The following is a 22,692-nucleotide window of genomic DNA, read 5'->3' on the forward strand; positions in this document are numbered from 1 at the left end:
TGCCCCGGATTACTTGAATTGTTTAAGGAAACGAAGGTCGTTCTCGAAGAACGCACGAAGGTCATTTACGCCGTAACGAAGCATCGTTAGACGCTCTACACCCATACCGAATGCAAAACCAGAGTATTTCTCAGGGTCGATGCCAACAGAGCGAAGTACGTTAGGGTGAACCATGCCACAGCCTAGAACTTCTAGCCATTTGCCATCTTTACGTTTCACGTCAACTTCAGCTGAAGGCTCTGTGAACGGGAAGAATGAAGGACGGAAACGCACTTCAACTTCTTCTTCAAAGAAGTTACAAAGGAAATCGTTAAGAATGCCTTTAAGTTGTGCGAAGTTTACGTTCTCATCAACTAACATACCTTCCACTTGGTGGAACATTGGCGTGTGAGTTTGATCGTAGTCGTTACGGTAAACACGACCTGGAGCAATGAAGCGGAAAGGCGGTTTGCCGTTTTCCATCGTACGGATTTGAACACCAGAAGTGTGCGTACGTAGCATTAGATCAGGGTTGAAGAAGAAAGTATCGTGATCAGTACGAGCTGGGTGATCGTCTGCGATGTTTAGTGCATCAAAGTTGTGGAATGCATCTTCGATCTCAGGGCCAGACTCAGTGCTAAAGCCAAGCTCACCAAAGAACTGTTCGATACGCTCAACTGTGCGAGTCACTGGGTGAAGACCACCGTTCTCAATGCGACGACCTGGTAGGCTCACATCGATAGTTTCTTCAGCTAGTTTCGCTTCAAGCTCTGCACGTTGTAGTGCGTCTTTGCGAGCTGCGATCGCTTGTTGAACAGCACCTTTCGCTTTGTTGATCTCTTGACCAGCAGTGCGACGCTCTTCAGGTGGAAGTTTACCTAGGCTTTGTAGTTGAAGAGTTAGTTCACCCTTCTTACCTAAATACTGAACTCGCACTTCATCAAGTGCGACTAACGAATCTGCTGTATCAATAGCAGTCGTTGCATTAGCAATGATCTCTTCTAGATGTTGCATCATTTCCTCATCTACCAGTTGGTAGTGTCCGTATCGGATGATTAGTTTTTTTAGATAGCTACACATAGTAATCAAACACGCATCCAATGCCAAATTGAATCGCTAAAAGAGCAAGTTATTGACTAAAAACACGGCAAATTTAACAGGATATTAATGAGGAGTAGGAAGAAGTGGAACAATTACAGGTTCCACTCCTTAATTTGGAAGCGAATAGCGCTTAAAAACTGAAGTGAAAAGTACTCTCGATTTGAAGTGTCTTGAGCGCTAAAACTGACGAGAGCTATGGTTCTAGGTTCTAGGTTCTAGGTTCTAGGTTTTAAGTGAGTAGAGCTCTCAACTCAACGCAAACCAGCTCTAAACCTGAATCGAACAAACGCTGTTTTTGCCTGCGTTTTTTGCTAAATAGACGGACTCATCGGCGGCTTTAATCAACTCGTTCATTGAGCCGAATTCTTGGGTTATTTCGGCCACACCGACACTAATACTGCCAATCCAAACTTGATTACTGGTTTCAACCTCTAGTTCAGACACTTTCTGTCGAGCCGTTTCCGCGATGTGTATACCTCCTTTTAGGTCGGTGTTAGGGCAAATAACCAAGAACTCATCGCCCCCTAACCGGCAAACAATATCATCAGTACGGAACGTGTTTTTCAGTTCACGCGCGAGGGTTTGTAACACCAAGTCCCCTGCATCATGACCACTGGTGTCATTAATGCGCTTGAAGTTGTCGGCATCAATCATAATGCACACTATAGGCATACCAAGCTCTTTCGAGTCTTGCCAATGTAGCGCTAACTGTTTAAAGGCACTACGGCGGTTAGGTAAATTAGTGAGTGAGTCTGTTAACGACAGTTCTTCAAGTTTCTTACTCGCTCGTTTCAATTCTGCCGTCCGTTCCTCGACTTTGTCTTCGAGTAACTGGTTGAAGCGTAACAACTGTTTGTGCCGTTCAGATACTTGTTCAAACAGGCTGTTAAGCGCAGTCAGCAACGGGACCGTCGATGAGTCTTGCTGCTTTTCTTCTGCTTCAAAGGCTTGTAGAGGTGTGGCGCCTTCTTCTATGGCGACCATTTGTCGCGCCATGTTTTGGTCGATGCCAAGGATATGATAAGCAAGCCAATGGATGAGGAAGTCCAATAACCGCCGTGCTGACGACTGATCTTCTTCCAAGATGAAAGCTTGCATACTGTAGATATCTTGCATAAATACACGATGCACTTTGATGTGTTCTTCAATGTGTAACTCATACACACCACAATCTCTCATCAAAGATTCTTCTTCTTTAAAGTGAAATTCTGCATAGCGCGTGAGATCGAGTAAAGCGATGTTAATGTCGTCTATAGAGATATTATTCTCTGACAAAAGATTTCCGTAGTGGTTGATAAAACCAACAAGGTATTGATGTTGTTCATCGACAACACCAATACCTGTTTCAAAGTGTTGATCCCAATTAAATAAATTCATAGATCCCTTAGGGCCGATACCACCAGCACGATTCACATGCATATTCGGAGGTTATAGATACTCGAAAAATATAACCATTCTACCTGTGGGTCTATCCGGTTGTTTGATCCATTTTATAAAAAGACGACGTTGAACATTCTAAATATGGTTCATCTTAAATTTGAGACGTTCCCCCCCAACAAGAACGCCTCATAAAGCTAACATTAGCTATTGGAAATACTAACTTTTTGGAAATATCAAAAATAATATTCCAACGCCATCTCAACAAAGTCATCCTTACGTGCAAAGAACAACAAGTCTTCTGGGGTTTCGTTCTCAAACAGCCAAGCGTTCAGTCGCCATTTGAGGTTGTTGTTGATGCGGCTTGATGCTTCGAGCTTTGCACTGTAAACATCACTGTTATCTAAGTCTTGAGTGATGCCTGTGAGCACCTCGGTGCCGTCTTCATCGTTCAAGGCGAAACGTGCACCAAGGAACACATCGTTTTGACCGATTGTTTGGGCGTTGTTACCTCGGCTGTCATACAGGTATTCAGCAATGAAGCCGATGTCCCAATACGATTCAAGCGCCCCAACCCATGTGTATTCAAAGCCTGTCGCGACGCCTGTGTGGTTGTCGTAGCTGTCGCGATAAATGCTTTCCAGCTTCCATAACCAATCACCGATAATGCCTTGCACATCCAACCCGAAGTGCTGCATTTGTGCGTAGTATGGCTTGAGTTCATTGCCTTCTACACGATAATAAGGGTCGCGATTGGTGCCGCCTAGGTAACTTAAACCGACATCCCAATCACCGTACATTTGGCTATAACGCAGTGCCACATCGACGTGCTTTTCTTCTCGCGCAGATTCGTAAAGTGCATCGTCCGATACGGGCACTGTTGGCCTTAAGCGTCCGTCTTCCCCTGCAAAGGTACGTTCACGAAAATACGGCAGTAACATGGCGTCTATGGTTCCCCAGTCTTTGATTGAGGTAAAGTGCACCATCGGCTGACCCAACTTCGATTCGCCATCAACCGATTCAATGGCATCGGTTTGGTTGACCACATCCACCAAGTGCGCTGATTCCGTCACGCCCCAGAACACCTTGCCAACACCCGCTCGCAGTTCATAATCATCCCAATAATTGAGATACAGAGCTTCACGAACGTCGCCATGAGTTCGCTCATCGTCTTCGCTGTCTAGGCGATAAAACGGCGTGAAGGTAAAGCTGCCGTTACCCTCTTGTTGCTCCCAGTAAAACTCCGGTTGCAACACCAGTGAGCTTTGCCCTTTATCTTGCCCTTGCAAACCGTCACTAAAGAACTGCCTGTGTTCAAGGTTAACTTGCCCTGCGAGCTGTGGGCTGATCTGTTCTACGAACTCAGAGCTAAAGCCTGCCGCCACACAAGGCAGCGACACCTGCATAAGCCCGACTGTCGCTGCCAAAGTTAAAGATAACTGCGTTCCTGTTAACACAATCCTTTTCATATTCTTGCCTTACTTTGCACGTTTAAGTGTGTTTTTTTGAAAATCCTTGTCTTTAAGACCGGTCTGGAACGCTAAATCTGTCGTGGTTAATACCGTACTTTTGCCTGTTTGGTGGTTTTGCATCGACATGGTGTGCGCGCGCCAGTATTTGTTTAGGTATTGTTTGTAGTCTTGGAACGATAGAGTTTTCAGCAATGCACCTTTACGATCGAAAAATTCCACTTGAACTGGGCGGTAATATTGTTGGTCTAGCCATACTTTCTGCATGGTGTAGCCAGAGTTTTTGTCGGTCGGAACTTGCTCTAAAACAAAGGTGTCTACGCCTTCCAATTTCGCGTCTTCAATGTAGTTGAAGGTGTACTTTTCTAGCTCAAACGAACTCAAATCTTCGTAAGCAAATTCACTGCCCATAAACGGGCCTGACTTGTTGCGTGAAGAGATGCGCTTTACACGCTTCAATGCAGGCAAATACAACCACTGGTCATCCGACTTTGTGATGTGCGAATGGTTTAAGAAGGCCGTGCCTTTTACGTCGCGAGGCTCATCAAAAATGGTTAAGCCTTTGTCGCCATCGTTATCGACTTCTAATGATTTCAACCGCATTAGACGTGAGCTACTTTCACCTTGCTTGTTGCGAAGTAGCATTTCCATGGTCGCGACAGAATCACCCCACCCCATATCGACAGCTTTACGTTGTTCGGCAATTTCTAGGCCTTTCGCAGGGTCAGCTAACGCTGGGAAAGCGGCGAATGTGCCTATTGTTAATACGCCGACACTTAAGACGCCGACAGTGAACGAACTCATGCTAAATAATGTGGTAACGAATGATTGTTTAACGCTTTTCATAAATATCTCCTTGAGTCAGCCCACCGCAGCAGGCTGACGATTCCTTATTTGGTCGATGTAGTCAGTTCGGCTGTTGGGCTAGGCTGTGGCTTGGTTTCTGGCTTTGTTTCGTGCTGAGGTTTATCTGAGTAGTGAGTCTGTTTGTCGAAGATCATCAGCAAGCTTGGTAACAAGATGAAGTCGACTACTAGCGCAATGAAAATCACAATCGCGCTGAGCAAGCCCATGTCGGAGTTGAGCCTGAAGCTCGACATCGCCAACACAGAGAAACCAGCCACTAACACGACAGTGGTGATCCACAATGCACGGCCAACGGTGTGGAAAGCGTATCGAACCGCTTCTTCTGCTGATTTCCCTTCCATTCTGGCGCGCTGGTATTTACTTAAGAAATGCACCGCATCATCAACCACGATTCCGAGTGTTAACGTAACGACTACAGACAAGCCGAGGTTGATTTCACCAGAGATAAGCGCCCATAAACCAAAGCCGATAATCGCTGGGGCAATGTTTGGTACTAGGCTGATAATGCCCAAGCGAACCGAGCGCAACGCAAAGATCATTAAGCCAGAGATAAGTACTAAGGTGATTGGCAGAGTCGATAACATGCTCGCCATGTTGGTTTCGCCAATGTGAGCAAACATCAGTGATGGGCTCGACGCGACTACTTCATACTGAGGTGCATTAGCTGCAAACCATAAGTAAATGCGCTCTTCAAGTTCTACTAGCTCAACACTGCCGAGGTTGTCGACCGTGAGTACCATTTTGATCGATGACTTATCGACATTGATTTGGTTATTCAAGTCCAAGCCATAAGGCAGAGACATCTCGTAAAGCAGCAGGTATTGCGCGGCAAGTTCACGATTAAGTGGCAGTTGGTAGTAGCTGTCATCGTCACCATGCATGTTCTTATTCAAACGCATGTAAACATCAGATAGCGTGGCTACATGGTCGGTTTCTGGTTGAACGCGCAGCCACTCAGTAAAGTCGCCAATCGTTTGCAAAAACACAGGGTCGGCAATCGCTTGAGATTCGTTAGTTTTTACCGCAATGCTGATAGTCGTCATGCCGCTTACGGTCTGTTCCATGAAGTCCGCTGCTTGTCTGAATTCGCTCGAGGTATCGAAATACTTCACCGATTCATCATTTACTCTGTTCAATGGAATTAACGCGGCAGCGCCAACAATCACCAAGGTAGAAATTGGCAGCAGTGCTTTGCGGTTGGTTACAACAAAGTCACCCAGTTTATCCATGAAGGTCACTTTATCTGCCGCTAATGGATTTGCTGACAAGCTCTTGACTGGCAATAGTTTTAACAGCGCAGGAAGCATGGTCACAGAAAGGAAACACGCGATGAGCACGCCTAGTGCCGACAAGTTACCGAAGTCTCGCAATACTGGAGAATCCGACATGTTCATCATCAAGAAACCAATCGCGGTGGTGACAGAAGTAATCAGAATCGGCATCGCATTGAGCTTGATGCTGTATTGAATAGCTTGTGCTTTCTCCATGCCGCGCTGCATGGCTTGTCTCATGGTCACAATCACGTGAACACAATCGGCAACGGCAAGGGTTAGCACTAAGGTCGGAACGTTGACCGTTGCGGTGCTGAGGAACATCCCTGCCCAGCCAGACAACCCCATAGTGGCGACAATTGAAGAAATGATCACAATAAGCGTGGCCACCACACTAAAGAACGAGCGCAACATAAAGGTGAGGAACACCAACACCACTAACAGCATTAACGGCACGAGCGTTGAGCTGTCTTCTTGAGCCGACATCATAAACGCGTTGTTCATGGCAATGATGCCCGCTTTATGGAATTCGACATTCGGGTAATCGGCTTGGTACTTGGCGATCATCGTATTGATAGCCGCGATCACTTCTTGCACTTCCGCGGTTTTATCCACTTCTGGCAGTTGCACGGTGACGTTCACAATGGTCACATCGCCAGAGGCTGACACTAATGCATTTTTAAGCAGTGGTTCGTTGAGGGCGATCTGTTTTACTTTGGCGATTCGCTCTGGTGTGTGTTCATATTCTTCGTAAAGAAGGTCTTCGACCAGTAAGTCGTCTTCAACCGCTTCGGTGTGCTGATAATTGGCAAGCGAATCGACACGGCTTGAGTACGGGATCTGCCAGGCATCGACCGTGAGGTTTTGAATTAGGGTAAGGGTTTCTGGGCTGAAGACATTGCCATCTTCAGGTGCAACAACAATCGCGAGGTTGTCGGTTTTTGCAAAGGTGGTTTGAATTTCTTCAAACGCCATCAACTGTTTGTTGGTGCCTTCGAAGAAGATGTTGTAGTCCCCTCTAAAGTAGAGGTTCTTTGCCCCTAATGCAGAGAGAATGATGATTGAAAAAACCACCAGCAGAACGATAAACGAACGCTTGGTCGGTATTGAGTGCCAACTGTTATTTAGATCATCGTTTGCGTTATCGACATTACGGTTATCTCGATTTTGCTGATCGAAAGCGGGCTTCTGGCTGTCATGTTTCATCACAGTCTCCATTTGTGACGATTCGTCATAGTTGTGTCTTAAAAAGCCAGCCGGAGCTGACAAAAGACACAATTCTTAGTCATATACTCAAGAAAACCAAAACCACACTAGGCAAACTTAAGTTTATGACGAATCGTCACTAATGGTTATTAATAAACCCACATGAGTGAGCTTAATGGAAGCTATCGACCTACAGATTCTAAGTAAGCGATCTCTTCACTGAACAGTTCTTGTTCAACACGACGCCAAGTTTTACGGTAATCCCAATCGCTAGAAAGGGGCTGCCAGTTGAGGCCGTCTAGAATCATGTTCGCGTTGTGTAATACTGAATACGGGTCTTGTAACCGCTTAATACAATGACTATTTGATGCATTCTGTGACAAAGCATTTGAACCAAATGCGATTGACCAGTTGGCAAACACGATGGCATCTGAACCCACACCAGAAGAGAACTTTAGGTCACCCGCTTCTACTGCTCGGTTTACCATTGAATCGGCTTGTTCGATCACCAACTCTTCCAGTTCGTTCATCTCGGTTACACGTGCACTAGACGCTTTCTCTAGTACCCACGGGCTTTTCGCCATGATCGCGCAGGTTGATAGTACCGGCTCCATGCGAGCATAGATTCGGTAAGCAACGTGCAGTGCGACGATCTTTTCACGTGTGTTGCCTTCAAACTCTCCAGAACGAGCAAACATCAACGCCTCGGTCTTTAAAGAATGAATACATAACGCTAAAACCACGTCTTCTTTGCTGCAAAAGTGATTATATATCGTACCTTTAGAATAAGAGCTCGCCGCCGTTAGCCTATCCATCGTTAGGTTTCCGAAGCCTTGTTCTCGAACCAGATCTTTCGCCAACAACATCAATTCTACTTCTCGGTCTGCGATAGACTGCTGCTTTTTAGACAACACGCCTTTGCAACCAAAGATACTTTGTTTATCGCCTTTACAACCAAAGCCAAACATAATTTATCAGTCCGTATATGAGCTTAGCCATTACCTAAGCTTAACCAGTATTAAAAACGCTCCTATCCAATATATTAACACGAATCGTAAATCCATGTAGTTAACCATTTTGTGACGCTTCGTCATTTCTGACTTATCGTCATAATAGCGCAAATATTGAACATATCAAGGTGTTTCATAATTTAAATTCACTTTATGAATAGATAAGAAAACCATCAATAGTTAACACCGCATCACAACAAGCAGTATAAAAAGAAGAACCTTAGTTTGGCGAAACAAAACCAATTATGCTTTCTTCATCTAAACAGAGCATATGGTTTAGGACAGGAAGCTATTCGAGCCGAATAAACGGCAACGTAGACCACGAGAATGAGTGAGTGCAGGCTCACTTTTTGGGTCAGACCTCTCCTTATGGTTAATATTTGGCTTACTAATGCCGTTTTCTACTAAGTTGCTATAAATTAGGTAAGGGGTGACTTACAATAGTGACAACGACTTACCTTTTTTGAGAACACGATATTGAGCGCCAAATATTCTTATTTAGCTTGGCAAGTGAATACTTCTAGCCCAGCAGAAAAGCTCGTTTTATTGATGCTTGCAGACGGTGCTGACGAATTCGGCTACACCAATGTGTGCTTACAAACAGCAGGTCAACTTTGTGCTCTCTCTACGTTTGGTTTAGCCGACTGCCTTAAGTGTTTAGTCGACCAAGGTTTTCTCGATAAGGTGAAAGTAGACTATCGAGATCAAAAAGAGATTCACGTTTTTAAAATGCTCATTGAGCAAGAGCAAGCTACGGCGCACGTTGAGGTTCAGCCGACCAACAGTATTCCTGTCTACTCTACTGCACCTGCACCTGCACCTGCACCCAAGTTTCAGCCTGCTCCGGCACCGATGCAGCACGCCCCTCGCCCACAAGGCCGAGGCTCAATGAACAGCAACACCGTCTCTACTCATGATCTCAACGAAGAAGAGATACCATCATGGGCAGAACGTGCGTTTAAATTCTCCGGTTTGACCGGTGACCATAGTTTAGTATGGAAGAAATTTGTCCTCTGGTATAAAGCCAAAGCCAATGAATTAATGCCACTATCTCGGATTGAATCCAAGCTGCAGTACTGGCTAGTTAACGAGAAGCAAAATGAAAGACAACAACAGCAGAAGACCTCTCAATATTCAGGAAATGCAGGACAAGCTCAAGGAAATGGGTATAGACAAAAGCTTAGCCCATCTGAACGCTTCAGGCAGCAGCTCATTCAAAAAGGCAAAAAGCCAACCTTCTGAGCCAGCTTCACCTGTTGTTCCTGACTCTACAGGCTCAGTAATACCTGAAGTTATTGAAGCACAGAGCACTGAAGTAGCGACACCCAATGCTGCTAGCACGGGCTCGTCTCAACAAGTGCCTGTTGTTGACCAAGATCCCGCTGAGTTAGAGCTGACCGATTGGTGTATCCATGTGTTCGGTTCTTTCTTGAGCGTGTATGAAACTCAGTGGGAATACCAATACGGTAGTGAGCCAAGCGGAAAGTTTCTTGAGTTTGCGCACTCTGTAGACTCAGACGGCCTTAATCGCGTGCTAATGCATTGTCATGAGCGTATTCAACTAGGTAACAGTTGGCCGCCACAAATGGGCGAGCTTTGGATTCTAAAGGATTCACTAACAGAAGAAGAGCTGCTTGATAGCCGCATTCGCGTGTTGTCACGCACAGCTGTTAACAACATTGAAAAATGGCTTATCCAAAACAAGCTGTACGACTTGAAGCGCACTGCTGAAAACAAGCTTGATGGCCTGTTTAAGAAGTATTATTTGGAAGCAAAACGTTTAGATGAGAAAGGCATGCTAGAAACTGAATTACCGCAATTCCTTCTTGCCGCTAACTCCGTAAAGAACCTAAACGATTTAAAACGTGAAGAGTACGAAAGCCAACACGGCAAAGCGATTAACCCAAGAATTCAGAAAATTCTAAACAGTAAAAAGTAACTGTCCGCTCTGCTGCTACTGTCTACTGTCTACTGTCTACTGTCAGAAAATACAGTCAAGATTACTCGGTTAACAGATACAAAAATGCCAGCAATTAAGCTGGCATTTTTTATGAATTCTTACGAACTCTTTAACGACTATCCGACCGTTATTTACGATCGCCTTACTGATTGATTACAGTAGGTGGATAGTTGCGTTTAGAGAGAAAACGCCTGAGTCGTCATCTTTCATGTTGAAGTTTTGGTAGCTAGCGCCTACAGATAGTGGGCCAAAGATGAAGTATTCTGCGCCTACACCGTACATGATATCAACTTCGTCTTGCTTGAAACCGTTAGATTTAAGCTCGTAAGAGTGAAGACCACCCTTCGCGTATACGTGAAGAGGACCAAAATCGATACTTGGTTTAAGTGCAAGATAAGTCGTGCTTGCATCTAGCTTAGTCAGTGTTTGGTTACCGTACTTAACATTGTCGAAAGAACCTAGGTCCCAGTAACCAACTTCAACACCAATAAGAGGCAGGATGCCCGTACCCACATGGATACCCATCGCTGTCTCTTCTTTATTGCCTAATGAGTTTTGACCACCCATTACACCGCCGTACACCCAAGAATCAGCCATTGCTGTTGAAGATGCACCTAGCAGTGCTAGTGCCAATAACGTTTTTTTCATATTCGACCTTTTCGTCCTGTTGGCAGGCCTTGTGTGGTAATAAATTGCCACCAAGTCGCCCTGTATGTAATAACTGTTCAATTAGTAATGCAATAAGCAAGGTTTATACCCAAACCTTGCCATTGCGTCTAGCTTTATTCGTTTAGCAAGCATCAATCGCGTTTTTAACACGCTTATCTGATACTGGGTAAGGTGTACCGAGTTGCTGTGCGAAGAAGCTTACACGAAGCTCTTCTATCATCCAACGCACCTCTTTTACATTTTCTGGAACCGCGATCCCTTTTGGAATTTTATTCAGCAGCTCTTTGTAATCATTCATTACTGAGTCCACTTTGATCATATGAAGGCGATCTTTATTCGGGTCAATCGGCAGTTTTTCCATTCGGCGCTCTATCGCTTTCATATAGCGTAGAATATCCGGCAAGCGTTTCCAGCCGCATTCTGTGGCAAACCCCTTAAAAATCAAACCTTCTATTTGAGCTTTAATGTCTGAAAGCGCAAATGCCATTGAAAGATCGACACGCCCTTTCAGCTTCTTACTGATGGCGAATGCCGTGGTTAAGATGGTTTCAACCTGTTGAGCAATCTCAACAACTGTGTCATCCAACTCTGCACGTACGTGTTCTTTTAGAGCTTCAAACTGCTCTGGCTCCCAAACTATGCCGCCCTTCTGCTCAATCAGCTTATCAATACCACAAGCGATACAGTCATCGATAAGATCGAGCACCTGTCCGTATGGGTTGAAGTACAAACCGAGCTTAGATTTGTTCGGTAAATTCGAGTGCAAGTATTTGATCGGCGATGGCACGTTCAACAGAATTAAACGACGCTGACCCGATTTCATTGCAGTGATCTGCTCTTGCTCTGTTTCGAACAATTTGATCTCTACGCTGTCTTTGGTGTCCACCAGTGCTGGGAAGGCTTTAACATCATAGCCACCACGTTTCTGCTGGTAGACTTTTGGTAACTCACCAAAGCTCCACGTATGCAGGTTTTGCTGCTCAATGTCATCGTCTGCCACTTTAGAAAGTGTTTCTTGAACCTTGTCTTTCAGACTCTCTTTCAACTCATGCAGGTCTTTCTGCTCTTTCAGTTTACGCTTGCGATGATCCACAGCACGGAATGTTACCTTTAAGTGCTCTGGAATCTGGTCTAACTTCCAGTCATCACGTACCACTTCCACACCAGTCATGCGGCGCAGCTCTTTCTCAAGAGAATCCAACAACGGAGCTTCAAGTGGCGTTACTCGAGCCAAGAACGCATCGGCATAGTTTGGCGCAGGCACAAAGTTACGGCGTAGCGTTTTTGGTAACGACTTAATCAGGCTAATCACCAGTTCCTGACGTAGGCCTGGGATCTGCCAATCAAAACCGTTCTGGTCGATTTGGTTCAAGATAGGCAGCGGGATATGTACCGTTACACCATCGTTGTCATCACCCGGCTCAAATTGGTAGCTCAGCTTCAGTTTGATACCGTTTTGGTGCCAGAAGTTCGGGTAATCCAAATCGGTAACGTGGCTAGCATCGCCTCGGAACAGCATCGACTTTTCAAAGTTAAGCAGTTCAGGTGTTTTCTGGCTGACCTTCTTCCACCATGTATCAAAGTGACGGCCAGATACCGCCTCTTCACCAACACGCTGGTCATAGAAATCAAACAGTTCATCATCGTCGATCAAGATGTCACGACGACGCGATTTATGTTCTAACTCTTCCACTTCTTGCAGTAGCTTACGGTTCTGCTTGAAGAAGGCATGTTTAGTTTCCCACTCACCTTCCACTAATGCACTGCGTACAAACAACTCACGGCTGACGGTTGCGTCAATCGCACCGTAGTTTACTAAGCGTTTTGGAATGATTGGGATTCCGTAAAGCATCACTTTTTCATGTGCCATTACCGCTGCTTGTTTCTTCGACCAATGTGGTTCGCTGTAGCTGCGTTTAATCAAGTGTTTCGCTAATGGTTCAATCCATTCAGGTTGAATTTTGGCGATAACACGGCCCCAAAGTTTTGAGGTTTCCACCAGCTCAGCAGACATGATCCACTTAGGCTGTTTCTTAAATAGGCCTGACGCAGGGAAGATATGGAATCGTGCGTTACGAGCACCTTGATATTCATTCTTCTCTTGGTCTTTCATACCGATGTGCGAAAGCAGACCTGCGAGCAGTGACATGTGAATGCCGTCGTAGCTGCCCGGCTCTGTATTCAGCTTGGTATCTAATTCACGCATTGCTTGGTGAATTTGGAAGTACACATCTTGCCATTCACGGATACGTAAATAGTTCAGGTAATCTTGCTTACACTGCTTGCGGAACTGGTTACTCGACAGCGCTTTTTGTTGCTGCTTAACGTAATCCCAAAGGTTCACAAACGTGATGAAATCAGATTCTTTATCGAAGAAGCGCTTATGCTTATCATCAGATGATTGTTGCTTGTCCGATGGGCGCTCACGCGGATCCTGAATCGACAATGCAGAGGCAATTACCATCACTTCGTGCAAGCATCGGTTACTTGGCGCTTCAATTACCATACGCGCTAAACGTGGATCGATCGGCAGCTTAGCGAGCTTACGACCAATAGCGGTTAGCTTCTTCTTGTCGTCGCCATGATTCTTGTTTTTGTTCGCAGACGGTTCGACTGTCGCGATCGCTCCCAACTCTTCGAGTAGCCTTACACCATCTTGAATGTTGCGCTTATCGGGCGCTTCAACAAATGGGAATGCTTGAATGTCGCCTAGGCCTAACGCTGTCATCTGAAGGATAACCGATGCTAGGTTAGTACGAAGAATCTCAGGGTCAGTAAATTCTGGGCGTGATTCAAAATCTTCCTCAGAGTACAAGCGAATACAGATACCTTCCGCAACACGACCACAACGACCTTTACGCTGGTTTGCGCTTGCTTGAGACACTGGCTCAATCGGTAGGCGTTGTACTTTAGTACGGTAGCTGTAACGGCTGATACGCGCCGTACCCGGGTCGATGACATACTTAATACCCGGAACGGTTAACGAGGTTTCTGCCACGTTGGTCGCCAGAACAATGCGTCGACCAGTATGAGGCTGGAAGATACGGTTCTGTTCACCCGCCGATAGACGTGCGTAAAGCGGAACAATTTCGGTATCACGCAAGTTACGTTTGCTTAAAGAGTCGGCAGTATCACGAATCTCACGCTCACCATTCATGAAGATCAAGATATCGCCTTGGCCTTCATCACACAGCTCATCAACGGCTTCAAAAATGCCTTCAATTTGATCGCGGTCTGAATCACTGTCATCACCACCTAGTGGGCGGTAACGCGTATCAACTGGGTAAGTACGGCCTGACACTTCAATGATTGGCGCGTTGTTAAAGTGCTTCGAGAAACGCTCAGGATCGATAGTCGCCGACGTGATAATCACTTTCAAGTCAGGACGCTTTGGTAGAAGCTCTCTCAAGTAACCCATGATGAAATCGATGTTCAGGCTACGTTCGTGCGCTTCATCGATAATGATGGTGTCATACTGGCTTAAGAAACGGTCGTGTTGGATTTCCGCCAGTAGGATACCGTCGGTCATCAATTTGATTTGGGTGTTTTCAGAAATTTGGTCGTTGAATCGAACCTTATAACCAACAAACTCACCCAGCTGTGTTTCCATCTCTTCAGCAATACGGTTCGCAACCGAACGCGCCGCAAGACGACGCGGCTGAGTGTGACCAATTAGGCCAAAACGACCTCGGCCAAGCTCAGAACAGATCTTCGGTAACTGAGTGGTTTTACCCGAACCCGTTTCACCCGCCACGATAACCACTTGGTTTTCAGCAATGGCTTTCGCAATATCATCGCGTTTTTGGCTTACTGGGAGAATCTCTGGGTATTCGATGGTTGGTTTCTGCGCAGCACGCTGAGTTGCCGTCATCATTGACTTAGCAATATCTAACGCAATCTCATCGAAGACAGCGTGCTTAGATTGTTCGTTCTTGATTTTACTCGCGCCAGTAATTCGCTTACTCAAACGGAAGCGATCGCGCATCATACATTCGTGGAGCGCTTTACGAAGAGATACTGGGCTATTCTGAGTCTTTGTCGCTGACTGTTCAGCTTTCTTGGCATTTGATTGTTCAGCAGGCTTTTTCGATGCAGCTTGGTTTGGTTTCGCTTTGCTCTGTGAAGAACTTGGCTGTGCTGTATTCTTGTTGTTATCTGCTTTTTCCGGAGACGAAGTCAAAGCGTGTCCTATTCTTGTACTTATTAAACTCGCGCGATTATATCACAAGTCTCAAACAAAAAAGCCTGACAACAAAGGGAAAACCTTTTGCTATCAGGCTGATTAGTCACTCTAACGTTAGTCAAAGCGATGAAAGCGTGACGAACGCAAACCGAATGTTTCAAAAATCACAGTTAAAAACTAAACGCTAAAAACACCTGTTATAAACTGCCTGCTAAAAACCGTGCTTAAAACTCGTACTGTAGATAAACCGTGTTGTAGTTACTGCCGCCTTTGATTCGACCAAACTGAGAGGCGTTTTCAAAAATAGCAGAGCGGTGATGCAACGAATAGCCGAACCATAAGTTGTTCAGGTCATTCTTACTCATTAAATCACCTACGTTTACGTCGAACGAAAAGTCGAGATAATTAAGCAAGTGGCTCCCGTTATAACCCTTTTCTTTCATCTCTTTCGCTTCGATGTAAGTCAGCGAATCGATGTAAGACATACCTTCTGCCACACCAACACGCCATTGAGTTGGCCAGTCGAAAGTGTAATACGCTTTAATTGCGACAATGTATTCGGTGCTGCTTGACTGAACATCTGAACTCCAGTGATGCGCGATACCTGGCGTTAAGTAGATGTCCAATGGGAAACCGAAGATCTCATCGGTTAACGGGTGGCCATAGAAGAATGAGGTCAACTGGTTATTGTATTCGTCTTTCTCCCTGTTGAACTTCATGATGTCGCCAATATTCGATGGCGTAGCCCAGCCGTGTGCGACACGTAAATACGGCGCATTGCTCAGCTTAGGTTTTGGCGCTTTGGTTTTATCGTTGAAAAAGCCAAAACCAAGGTAAAGTTCGCCTTGATAACGGTCTTCGACAATTGACGAGTCATAGGCGTTATCATCCAGTCGAGTCACACTGGTTGAACCCAATAAATACAAGTTCGAAAACACATGGTAACGCGCTTCTACACCGACATTCAGGTCTACACCTGCGCCGATGGTTTCACTCGCTGCTGAGTAATACTCGCTGTTGAAGTCAGCACTTTTATAACGCAGTGTCGCACGCGGAGTGAGCTCCCAGTCTCCGGTTTCATACTTGGCTTTCGCTCGTAAGTTACCGTGGAAGTTGTATTCACTGTCACTCATAAACTCTGTCTCAAGAGTCCATTGTTCATCCAGTTGATACGTTAACTGGGCACCGAAGTCCGCTGTATCGCCTTCAATCGCGTTCTGTTCAGAAGCTGGAATGTCAATAAAGCGCAGGCGAGATATAGCATTCAGAGACCATTTCTCGTCGTCGGGTTGGTAAAGGTAAGCCCCCATCTCAGTCCCATCAATGAACACATAATCGTTCTTGAAAAATAGCATGGGAACAAAAGAGCTAACTGTTTGGTCACCACCTGACGTGTCGTAAGGAATACTTGCCGTACGAAACATCGCGGCAATCCCCCACTCTTGCTCTTCAGCAGCCCACACATTAGCACTTAGAAAAATGCTACTTAGGAAAACCGCGCCCGACGGAGTGAAAGTCGGTAAATATTTAAGCTTCATTCTTATGTAATTACTCTTTGTAATAAATTTTGTGTTACTGAATAGACATTTATTAGCGATAACGGCTAACTAAATTTAGGTTTGAGCGGCATTGGCCGTTACAATGTGGAATATTCTCGGTTAAATGAAAGCATTGTGAAAGTCTCCGAATTACAAAACATTATAGATCACTTACCCCAAGATTCCGATCCGGATATTGTTATTGGTGAGGCGTGGTTGCCAGAGCGTTTGGTGAATACCAACCTAGACGGCGACATGCTATTTCTTGAGTTCGATAATGCCCCTGAAGACAATCAAGGGGATGAAGAAGGCCGTGGCTTTGTTGAACACGAAATTGCTATGATTCGTGAAAAACTAGAGCAAGTGTTAGACGACACATCCGATACTAAGACCAAAGCCGATGCCCTATTGGCAATATTTTTAATGGGCCATGAACTTTCTAGCTCGGAAGTTATCGAAATACTTGAATCGACAGAGCTTGAATCAACAGAATCTGAATCAACAGAGCTTGAATCAGCAGAATCTGAAATGACAAACCCTGAAGCAACCCAGCATGAAACCACAGAGCCTGAGATTGCAGAGCATAAAACAACAGAATCTGACATAGCTGAACTTGAAGAGCTAAAGCTTGAAGCACCAAAGCTTGAAGCACCAAAGCTTGAAACCACGATGCATCAAACGGACAAGCTTGAGGCTGCTGAGTCTGAAACGGAAAAGCTCGAAACAAAACAACGCCACGACGACTAGCCACCAACGATTTTAGGTACCGTATTGAAACCCTCTACGACATCATCTCTTCCCCTGTTACTCGCCGGACCCATTTTAAGAAAAACGACTGCAACTGAAGTCGTACTTTGGTTAGCCACCAGCTCGCCCCTCACAGGTAGGGCTGAGCTTTATACGGGTGAATCAAAGCTTACTCGCGAAGCCGTTCTCACTTGTGAAACAGGCCTTGTTCGAGAAACAGGCTTTCCAAACGAAAAAGAACATTCTGACGTAGAGCTAGACCAACCGTTTTATACCTCATCGCTTGAAGACCATGATTCGATTCAAATCGGTACACATGCGTGGGTAACGCTCATCCGCTTACAAGGTGAGTTCCCGACGAATACACCTCTAGAGTATGACGTTCACACAGAGTCAGGCTCATTAAAAGAGCTCGCCCCTCACCTTGTTTACAACGGTAAATCTCGCGTTGAGTTTAAGATATCGACCTCGGCTGATTACATTCTTCATGGCTCTTGCCGTAATCCACATCATCCAAGCAAAGACAGCCTAGTCGCAGCGGATAACAAGGTAGCCGAGCAAACCGTCGCTGAAAGACCCGATATGCTAATGATGAGCGGCGATCAGATCTACGCTGACCATGTGGCAGGCCCAACACTTGATGCTATTCAGCAAGTGATTCAATTGCTTGGCCTAGTGGGAGAGAGCTTACCGTCTGACTCGCAAGTTAACCGAATCAACAGCAGTGACGCCTTGTTTGAGAGCGAATATCACTTATATCAACGTGACAAGTACTTGCCACACCACACCACTTCAGAATCCATGATCGATAAGTTCTTCCCGAATCGTGGCGTACCGATTTTTAGCTCTACCGATTGTGAAAACCACTTGGTCACGCTGTCTGAGTTTATTGCGATGTACCTGTTAGTTTGGTCGCCAACACTGTGGCAATGTGTCAATCGAGAGCGTTTAATTGAGAATAACTTCACTCAAGGTGGGCGCCAATTAACACCGACTGAGCAGCAACAGTGGCGTGATGAAAGCGTCATCATGGATGATTTCATTGCTGGCTTACCGCAAGTGCAACGTCTGTTCGCACATATCCCTACGTACATGATCTTTGACGATCACGATGTTACTGATGATTGGAATCTTACCGTGGGTTGGGAACATGCCGTAGACCAAAACCAGTTCGCAACTCAAGTCATTGGTAACGGCCTCGCTGCCTACTGGATGTGTCAGGGCTGGGGTAATAAACCGGAGAGCTTCGACGAGACGTTCATCGAGCAAGCAAAGCAGCTTTTCGTTGATCAACCGCGCATTCTTAAACAAACGCATAACGTTGAACAAACGGACAATCTTAAACAAACGAACAGTGAAACCGGCGATGCAGCGACTACTCACTCTGTTAGCGACATCGAGCCAAACAAGCATCGAGCCTTCATTGAGATGCTGAGTCGCTTTGAGGAGTGGCATTACACAATCGATACTTCACCCAAAGTCATTGTGTTGGATACTCGAACCCGTCGTTGGCGTTCGGAATCTCGTATGAATAAACCTTCAGGTTTGATGGACTGGGAGGCCTTGATTGAGTTTCAACATCAATTGATGCATCAAGAGAAAGTCGTGATCGTTTCTGCTGCGCCTATGTTTGGCGTGAAGTTTATTGAAACATTGCAAAAGATGGCGACTACAATTGGTAAGCCATTGGTGATTGACGCTGAAAACTGGATGGCACATCCGGGCAGTGCCAATACGCTGATCAGTATCTTTACCCATACAAAAACACCGACCAATTTCGTGGTGCTTTCTGGTGACGTTCACTACTCCTTTGCTTACGATATCAAGCTTAGGTATCGTCGCAACAGTCCAAACATATACCAGATCACCTGCAGTGGCATTAAAAATCAGTTCCCTGCTTCGCTGCTTAAATTCTGCGATGTGTGGGACCGCCTGTTATACAGTCCTCGCTCAGTTTTAAACTACTTCACTAAGCGTAAACGCTTGAAGATAGAAAAGCGAAGTCCTGACAATCAAACCTTCTATCGCCTTTCAAACCGCAGTGCGATTGGGGAATTAAGGCTAGATAGCGACGGTAAGCCACAAGCGATTACGACGTTAAGTGGTGATGGCAAGATCACGCGTTTTCCGGAACCGGACTAAGATGTATGCCTTATCGCTTGGCTATCCGTAATGTCAATTTTAAGTAAAGACGCTTGCGATCACACTCCGTAGGCCCAATAGTTATAGTTATCAGCGTTATGGAACTCGAAACAAATTTCAACTGGAGCTCGTTATGTTCAATTCTCTCACATCAATGTTCAAACAATTGATTGAAGGCCAGGACCTAAGCAAAAACCAAGGCACATCACCTAATATTGCTATCGCGAGTTTGTTGTGCGAAGTCGCGGGAGCCGATCATCAGATAAATGAATCAGAAAGAGTCGCTAAGCTACAGCTTCTTCAACGTTTGCTGGATTTAGATGAAGAGCAATCAAAGGTGCTGCTAGAGCAAGCAGAACCAAAAGTAGAGCAGTCCGTATCGCTGTATGACTTTACATCGCAACTTAGAGACTTGTCTCAGCCGGTGCGAATCGACTTGATCAAAGCGATGTGGGAAGTGGCGCACGCCGATGGGGAAATTGACCCTATCGAAGACTCAGTGATTCGTAAAACAGCCGAACTGCTTTACGTCGACCACAGTGACTTTATCAAGACCAAACTGAACGTCCTAGGCGAAGATTAGAGCCATAAATGACGAATTGGATACTAAAATAAATGAAAGCGACGGGCTAATAAACCCGTCGCTTTTTTTGATTGGATAGAACTTAAAGTTTGGATGGGTAAACTTAAAGTTGGATGGGTAAAACTGAGAAGATTTAAAAATTCGGCTACAACATTGTTAATGTCAGTTTCGCAAGATTATAAGCATCAACATAGCCGGAGTGCTGACGGCCTTCCCACTCGATGTCTTTCGCTTCTTGAGCCGCACGGTGGCCGATGCGTTTTTCTTTCAATCGATTTTGAATACGATAAAGCGTTGCGATGTTTAAAAACTCGCTAAATGGTGGCTCAATGCCTTTCTCTATACACTCTTTATGTAAGATAAGATCATCACGACCCCACGCTGCATAGATCTTTTTGGGACCACCAAAATTTTTAATCATCGACTTGATGACAGATTCTAATGGGCGCCCCTGCTTCTCGATTTTACGAGGTGTAATGCCCGTTAGCTCGGCGCAGAACAGAGAAACTTCGTCTTTCTCTGGCTTAACGTAGTATTGTGCTCGCTTCACGATAGTGCCAGATGCTAGGTCAATTTCAGCAAGACCAACTTCAATGATCTCGCCTGTTGTTCCCACACCGTCTTCGCTCCAACAGCACATTTCCAAATCGAAACATACCACTCGATTGTGATTCATACGTCGCCTAATTCTCTCGTCAAAAATTTTGTCAAATTGTACATGAGCCCAATACAGAACTCGACCCTAGTTGCATCAAGTGCTCATTTAGCCTGCAATTGTCACGCGATTCCGGCCATTTGACTTACTTAGGTACAGCATACTATCGGTTTTTTGAAGGAGTTCTTCAATGTCCTCATTATCGCGGATAGCTGCACCTATGCTGAGAGTACAACTCAATAGTTGACCTTTATGTTCACAGTGAGACTCGCTCACCGTATCTAAAATACATTCTAAATAACGTGCCAGTGCGTCGTGATCGATGACGCTCGAAATGATACCAAACTCATCTCCTCCCATACGGAAGATATGATCGCCCTCTTTTAAACTGCCTGAAATCAACTGAATCACATGAACCAGTAAGGCATCACCAGCCGGGTGACCAAATTGATCATTAATCCCTTTAAATTTATCGACATCAAATCCAATCAAGCTAAACGGCTTATCACCTTGTATCGCTTTATCGAGCACCTTATTAAAGGCTCGTCGATTATAAATTTCTGTGAGACTGTCATGATTGGCAAGAAAACGGAGTTCTTCCGTTCTTTCATCAATCATTTTATACAGGCGTACTTTTTCTTGGACTTGCAGTTTAACGATATAAGAAAGCAACAGTGAAATAGTCGTGCCCACTAGGGCAATCCCGGCTAACACAAGGTAACCATTAAACGAAATGCATGAGTCTATCTTGAAGTCGACAACCCATTCACGATTAGTGAGTGTTATTTTCTTGGTGATATGTTGTCCAGTTACACCCTCATAACCTTTCGTTTCGAATAAAATAGGGGCATCTTCGGCTTCAAAACCGACATCACTAACACGGACATAAACATTCATATCCCCAACCGTCGAAGCCAGCAAATTCTCAAAATAGTATGTGGTGCGAACCACACCAATCACAACGCCGAGTAAGTTGTCACTGTCTCCTTCAAAAACAGGGTGATACACCAACATGCCACTCTTTTTCGTGTCTTTATCTAGCCCATCTTGTATCAAGCGAACTTTGTCTGAAATATTCGCCTTACGTGTCTGTTTGATATTATCTAGAACGAGATCAAATCGCTCTCTAGAGGAGTAAAAGCCAAGAACTTTGTTGTTTGGTTCTGTATTTGGGAAAATATCGCTAGCAACGAAAGCTGGCTGACCATCCAAAATGTAGCCATAGGTTTTTGCTTGGTTCTTCGGAATGGTATACAACTTAAAGAATGGGTACTTTTCTTTCATTTTCGCAGTATGCTCAGCTATCTCGTCTGCGGGCACTTTTTGCATCCACTGCAAGGCAATTAAACTCTTTGAATCATCTATGGTTTGCTTAGCAAAGCGATCAAACTTATCCCAGTTTTCAGGGTCATTTGCGTAGAAAAAATTAGCACCAGACCCAATATATGCCACATCATTATCGATAAAGGCTTCCAAGCTCAATGTCTGGTGAGTAGCAAAACTATCCAAATTCATATTCAGCGCGCGCTTTTGATTAAGCATGACTAATACAAAGCACAAAACAGTAATCAAAAAACTGACCGAAAATACGACCAACGGGAGAGTTTGTCTCTTCAACCCTGGTAGTGGGTCAGTAGTTTGAGGCATGCGGGTTCCAAATAGGCTCTATTGAATGAAAAGTATATAACGGACGGGAATAATGCTCCATTTATGTTTAGTCCTAAAAATCACATTAAACGGGCTTTTTTCAAATTTTACTGGCACCCAAGGGCAATAACCAGACAAATCTCGACTAAATTTCAAGCTAACACACTAAAAAACCACTTGTTTGAAAACATTAAATACAACCCTCAACCCTTGAATATGCTAGTATCCACCCATATTTATAGCTTGAAAGCGGCCGTTTCAGCCTAGTGCTACCGAGTTTCTTTCCAA

At 45.0% G+C, this 22,692-nt stretch carries 16 protein-coding genes; 5 read left to right on the top strand and 11 right to left on the bottom strand.

Features of this window, described 5'->3' with window-relative positions; translation table 11 throughout:
* Positions 1-9: 9 nt before the first annotated feature.
* The 6 genes from pheS to Q5H80_RS08005 all read right to left on the bottom strand — a co-directional run bounded on the left by pheS (position 10) and on the right by Q5H80_RS08005 (position 8,238).
* The gene (gene pheS / locus Q5H80_RS07980; RefSeq protein WP_004734764.1) at positions 10-993 is read right to left on the bottom strand and encodes a phenylalanine--tRNA ligase subunit alpha; all 984 of its coding nucleotides are present in this window, start codon (positions 991-993) and stop codon (positions 10-12) included.
* Between the two features lie 354 nt (positions 994-1,347).
* Complete coding sequence (locus Q5H80_RS07985; RefSeq protein ID WP_369809692.1) at positions 1,348-2,499, bottom strand: GGDEF domain-containing protein; 1,152 nt, start codon at positions 2,497-2,499, stop codon at positions 1,348-1,350.
* 194 nt (positions 2,500-2,693) lie between these two features.
* On the bottom strand, positions 2,694-3,926 hold the full coding sequence (locus Q5H80_RS07990; protein ID WP_304564167.1) for a hypothetical protein: 1,233 nt from the start codon (positions 3,924-3,926) through the stop codon (positions 2,694-2,696).
* A gap of 9 nt (positions 3,927-3,935) precedes the next feature.
* Positions 3,936-4,772 carry an outer membrane lipoprotein-sorting protein gene (locus tag Q5H80_RS07995; protein WP_304564168.1) on the bottom strand — a complete coding sequence of 279 codons (837 nt, stop codon included), beginning with the start codon at positions 4,770-4,772 and terminating at the stop codon, positions 3,936-3,938.
* Positions 4,773-4,816: 44 nt separating this feature from the next.
* Complete coding sequence (locus Q5H80_RS08000; RefSeq protein ID WP_304564169.1) at positions 4,817-7,333, bottom strand: RND family transporter; 2,517 nt, start codon at positions 7,331-7,333, stop codon at positions 4,817-4,819.
* A gap of 119 nt (positions 7,334-7,452) precedes the next feature.
* Positions 7,453-8,238 (bottom strand): TetR/AcrR family transcriptional regulator, encoded by a 786-nt coding sequence (locus Q5H80_RS08005; RefSeq protein ID WP_304564170.1) that lies wholly within the window; start codon positions 8,236-8,238, stop codon positions 7,453-7,455.
* Between the two features lie 519 nt (positions 8,239-8,757).
* On the opposite strand from Q5H80_RS08005, the gene Q5H80_RS08010 reads away from it, so the two are divergent.
* A complete protein-coding gene (locus Q5H80_RS08010) occupies positions 8,758-9,522 on the top strand; it encodes a hypothetical protein (RefSeq protein WP_304564171.1) in 765 nt (254 codons plus the stop codon).
* Positions 9,443-10,219, top strand: coding sequence for a hypothetical protein (locus Q5H80_RS08015; RefSeq protein ID WP_304564172.1), 777 nt, complete (start codon positions 9,443-9,445; stop codon positions 10,217-10,219). The genes Q5H80_RS08010 and Q5H80_RS08015 overlap by 80 nt, the downstream gene beginning before the upstream one ends.
* Positions 10,220-10,393: 174 nt before the next feature.
* Here the strand turns inward: Q5H80_RS08015 and Q5H80_RS08020 are convergent, their stop codons facing one another.
* The 3 genes from Q5H80_RS08020 to Q5H80_RS08030 form a co-directional block, all read right to left on the bottom strand.
* Positions 10,394-10,888 (bottom strand): outer membrane beta-barrel protein, encoded by a 495-nt coding sequence (locus Q5H80_RS08020; RefSeq protein WP_304564173.1) that lies wholly within the window; start codon positions 10,886-10,888, stop codon positions 10,394-10,396.
* A 142-nt stretch (positions 10,889-11,030) separates the two neighbouring features.
* The gene (gene hrpA, locus Q5H80_RS08025) at positions 11,031-15,089 is read right to left on the bottom strand and encodes an ATP-dependent RNA helicase HrpA (RefSeq protein WP_304564174.1); all 4,059 of its coding nucleotides are present in this window, start codon (positions 15,087-15,089) and stop codon (positions 11,031-11,033) included.
* 227 nt (positions 15,090-15,316) lie between these two features.
* Positions 15,317-16,630 (bottom strand): MipA/OmpV family protein, encoded by a 1,314-nt coding sequence (locus tag Q5H80_RS08030; RefSeq protein ID WP_304564175.1) that lies wholly within the window; start codon positions 16,628-16,630, stop codon positions 15,317-15,319.
* Positions 16,631-16,765: 135 nt separating this feature from the next.
* Between Q5H80_RS08030 and Q5H80_RS08035 the strand changes: the two genes are divergently transcribed.
* The 3 genes from Q5H80_RS08035 (at position 16,766) to Q5H80_RS08045 (ending at position 20,102) form a co-directional block, all read left to right on the top strand.
* Positions 16,766-17,377, top strand: coding sequence for a hypothetical protein (locus Q5H80_RS08035; protein WP_369809693.1), 612 nt, complete (start codon positions 16,766-16,768; stop codon positions 17,375-17,377).
* 24 nt (positions 17,378-17,401) lie between these two features.
* On the top strand, positions 17,402-19,519 hold the full coding sequence (locus Q5H80_RS08040; protein ID WP_304564176.1) for an alkaline phosphatase family protein: 2,118 nt from the start codon (positions 17,402-17,404) through the stop codon (positions 19,517-19,519).
* Positions 19,520-19,652: 133 nt separating this feature from the next.
* A complete protein-coding gene (locus Q5H80_RS08045; protein WP_304564177.1) occupies positions 19,653-20,102 on the top strand; it encodes a TerB family tellurite resistance protein in 450 nt (149 codons plus the stop codon).
* Between the two features lie 145 nt (positions 20,103-20,247).
* Here Q5H80_RS08045 and Q5H80_RS08050 read toward each other — a convergent pair whose 3' ends face one another.
* Together Q5H80_RS08050 and Q5H80_RS08055 are read right to left on the bottom strand one after the other, a co-directional pair.
* The gene (locus tag Q5H80_RS08050) at positions 20,248-20,778 is read right to left on the bottom strand and encodes a 3'-5' exonuclease (protein WP_304564178.1); all 531 of its coding nucleotides are present in this window, start codon (positions 20,776-20,778) and stop codon (positions 20,248-20,250) included.
* An 87-nt stretch (positions 20,779-20,865) separates the two neighbouring features.
* A complete protein-coding gene (locus Q5H80_RS08055) occupies positions 20,866-22,404 on the bottom strand; it encodes a sensor domain-containing diguanylate cyclase (RefSeq protein WP_304564179.1) in 1,539 nt (512 codons plus the stop codon).
* Between the last annotated feature and the right edge of the window lie 288 nt (positions 22,405-22,692).

It is taken from the genome of Vibrio sp. SNU_ST1, from assembly GCF_030563405.1.
Taxonomy (GTDB): domain Bacteria; phylum Pseudomonadota; class Gammaproteobacteria; order Enterobacterales; family Vibrionaceae; genus Vibrio.

Bases quoted from the DNA above. Each gene is read 5' to 3' on its own strand.
- pheS (WP_004734764.1), bottom strand. From the start codon at position 993: ATGCAACATCTAGAAGAGATCATTGCTAATGCAACGACTGCTATTGAT.
- Q5H80_RS07985 (WP_369809692.1), bottom strand. From the start codon at position 2,499: ATGCATGTGAATCGTGCTGGTGGTATCGGCCCTAAGGGATCTATGAAT.
- Q5H80_RS07990 (WP_304564167.1), bottom strand. From the start codon at position 3,926: ATGAAAAGGATTGTGTTAACAGGAACGCAGTTATCTTTAACTTTGGCA.
- Q5H80_RS07995 (WP_304564168.1), bottom strand. From the start codon at position 4,772: ATGAAAAGCGTTAAACAATCATTCGTTACCACATTATTTAGCATGAGT.
- Q5H80_RS08005 (WP_304564170.1), bottom strand. From the start codon at position 8,238: ATGTTTGGCTTTGGTTGTAAAGGCGATAAACAAAGTATCTTTGGTTGC.
- Q5H80_RS08015 (WP_304564172.1), top strand. From the start codon at position 9,443: ATGGGTATAGACAAAAGCTTAGCCCATCTGAACGCTTCAGGCAGCAGC.
- Q5H80_RS08020 (WP_304564173.1), bottom strand. From the start codon at position 10,888: ATGAAAAAAACGTTATTGGCACTAGCACTGCTAGGTGCATCTTCAACA.
- Q5H80_RS08030 (WP_304564175.1), bottom strand. From the start codon at position 16,630: ATGAAGCTTAAATATTTACCGACTTTCACTCCGTCGGGCGCGGTTTTC.
- Q5H80_RS08045 (WP_304564177.1), top strand. From the start codon at position 19,653: ATGTTCAATTCTCTCACATCAATGTTCAAACAATTGATTGAAGGCCAG.
- Q5H80_RS08050 (WP_304564178.1), bottom strand. From the start codon at position 20,778: ATGAATCACAATCGAGTGGTATGTTTCGATTTGGAAATGTGCTGTTGG.
- Q5H80_RS08055 (WP_304564179.1), bottom strand. From the start codon at position 22,404: ATGCCTCAAACTACTGACCCACTACCAGGGTTGAAGAGACAAACTCTC.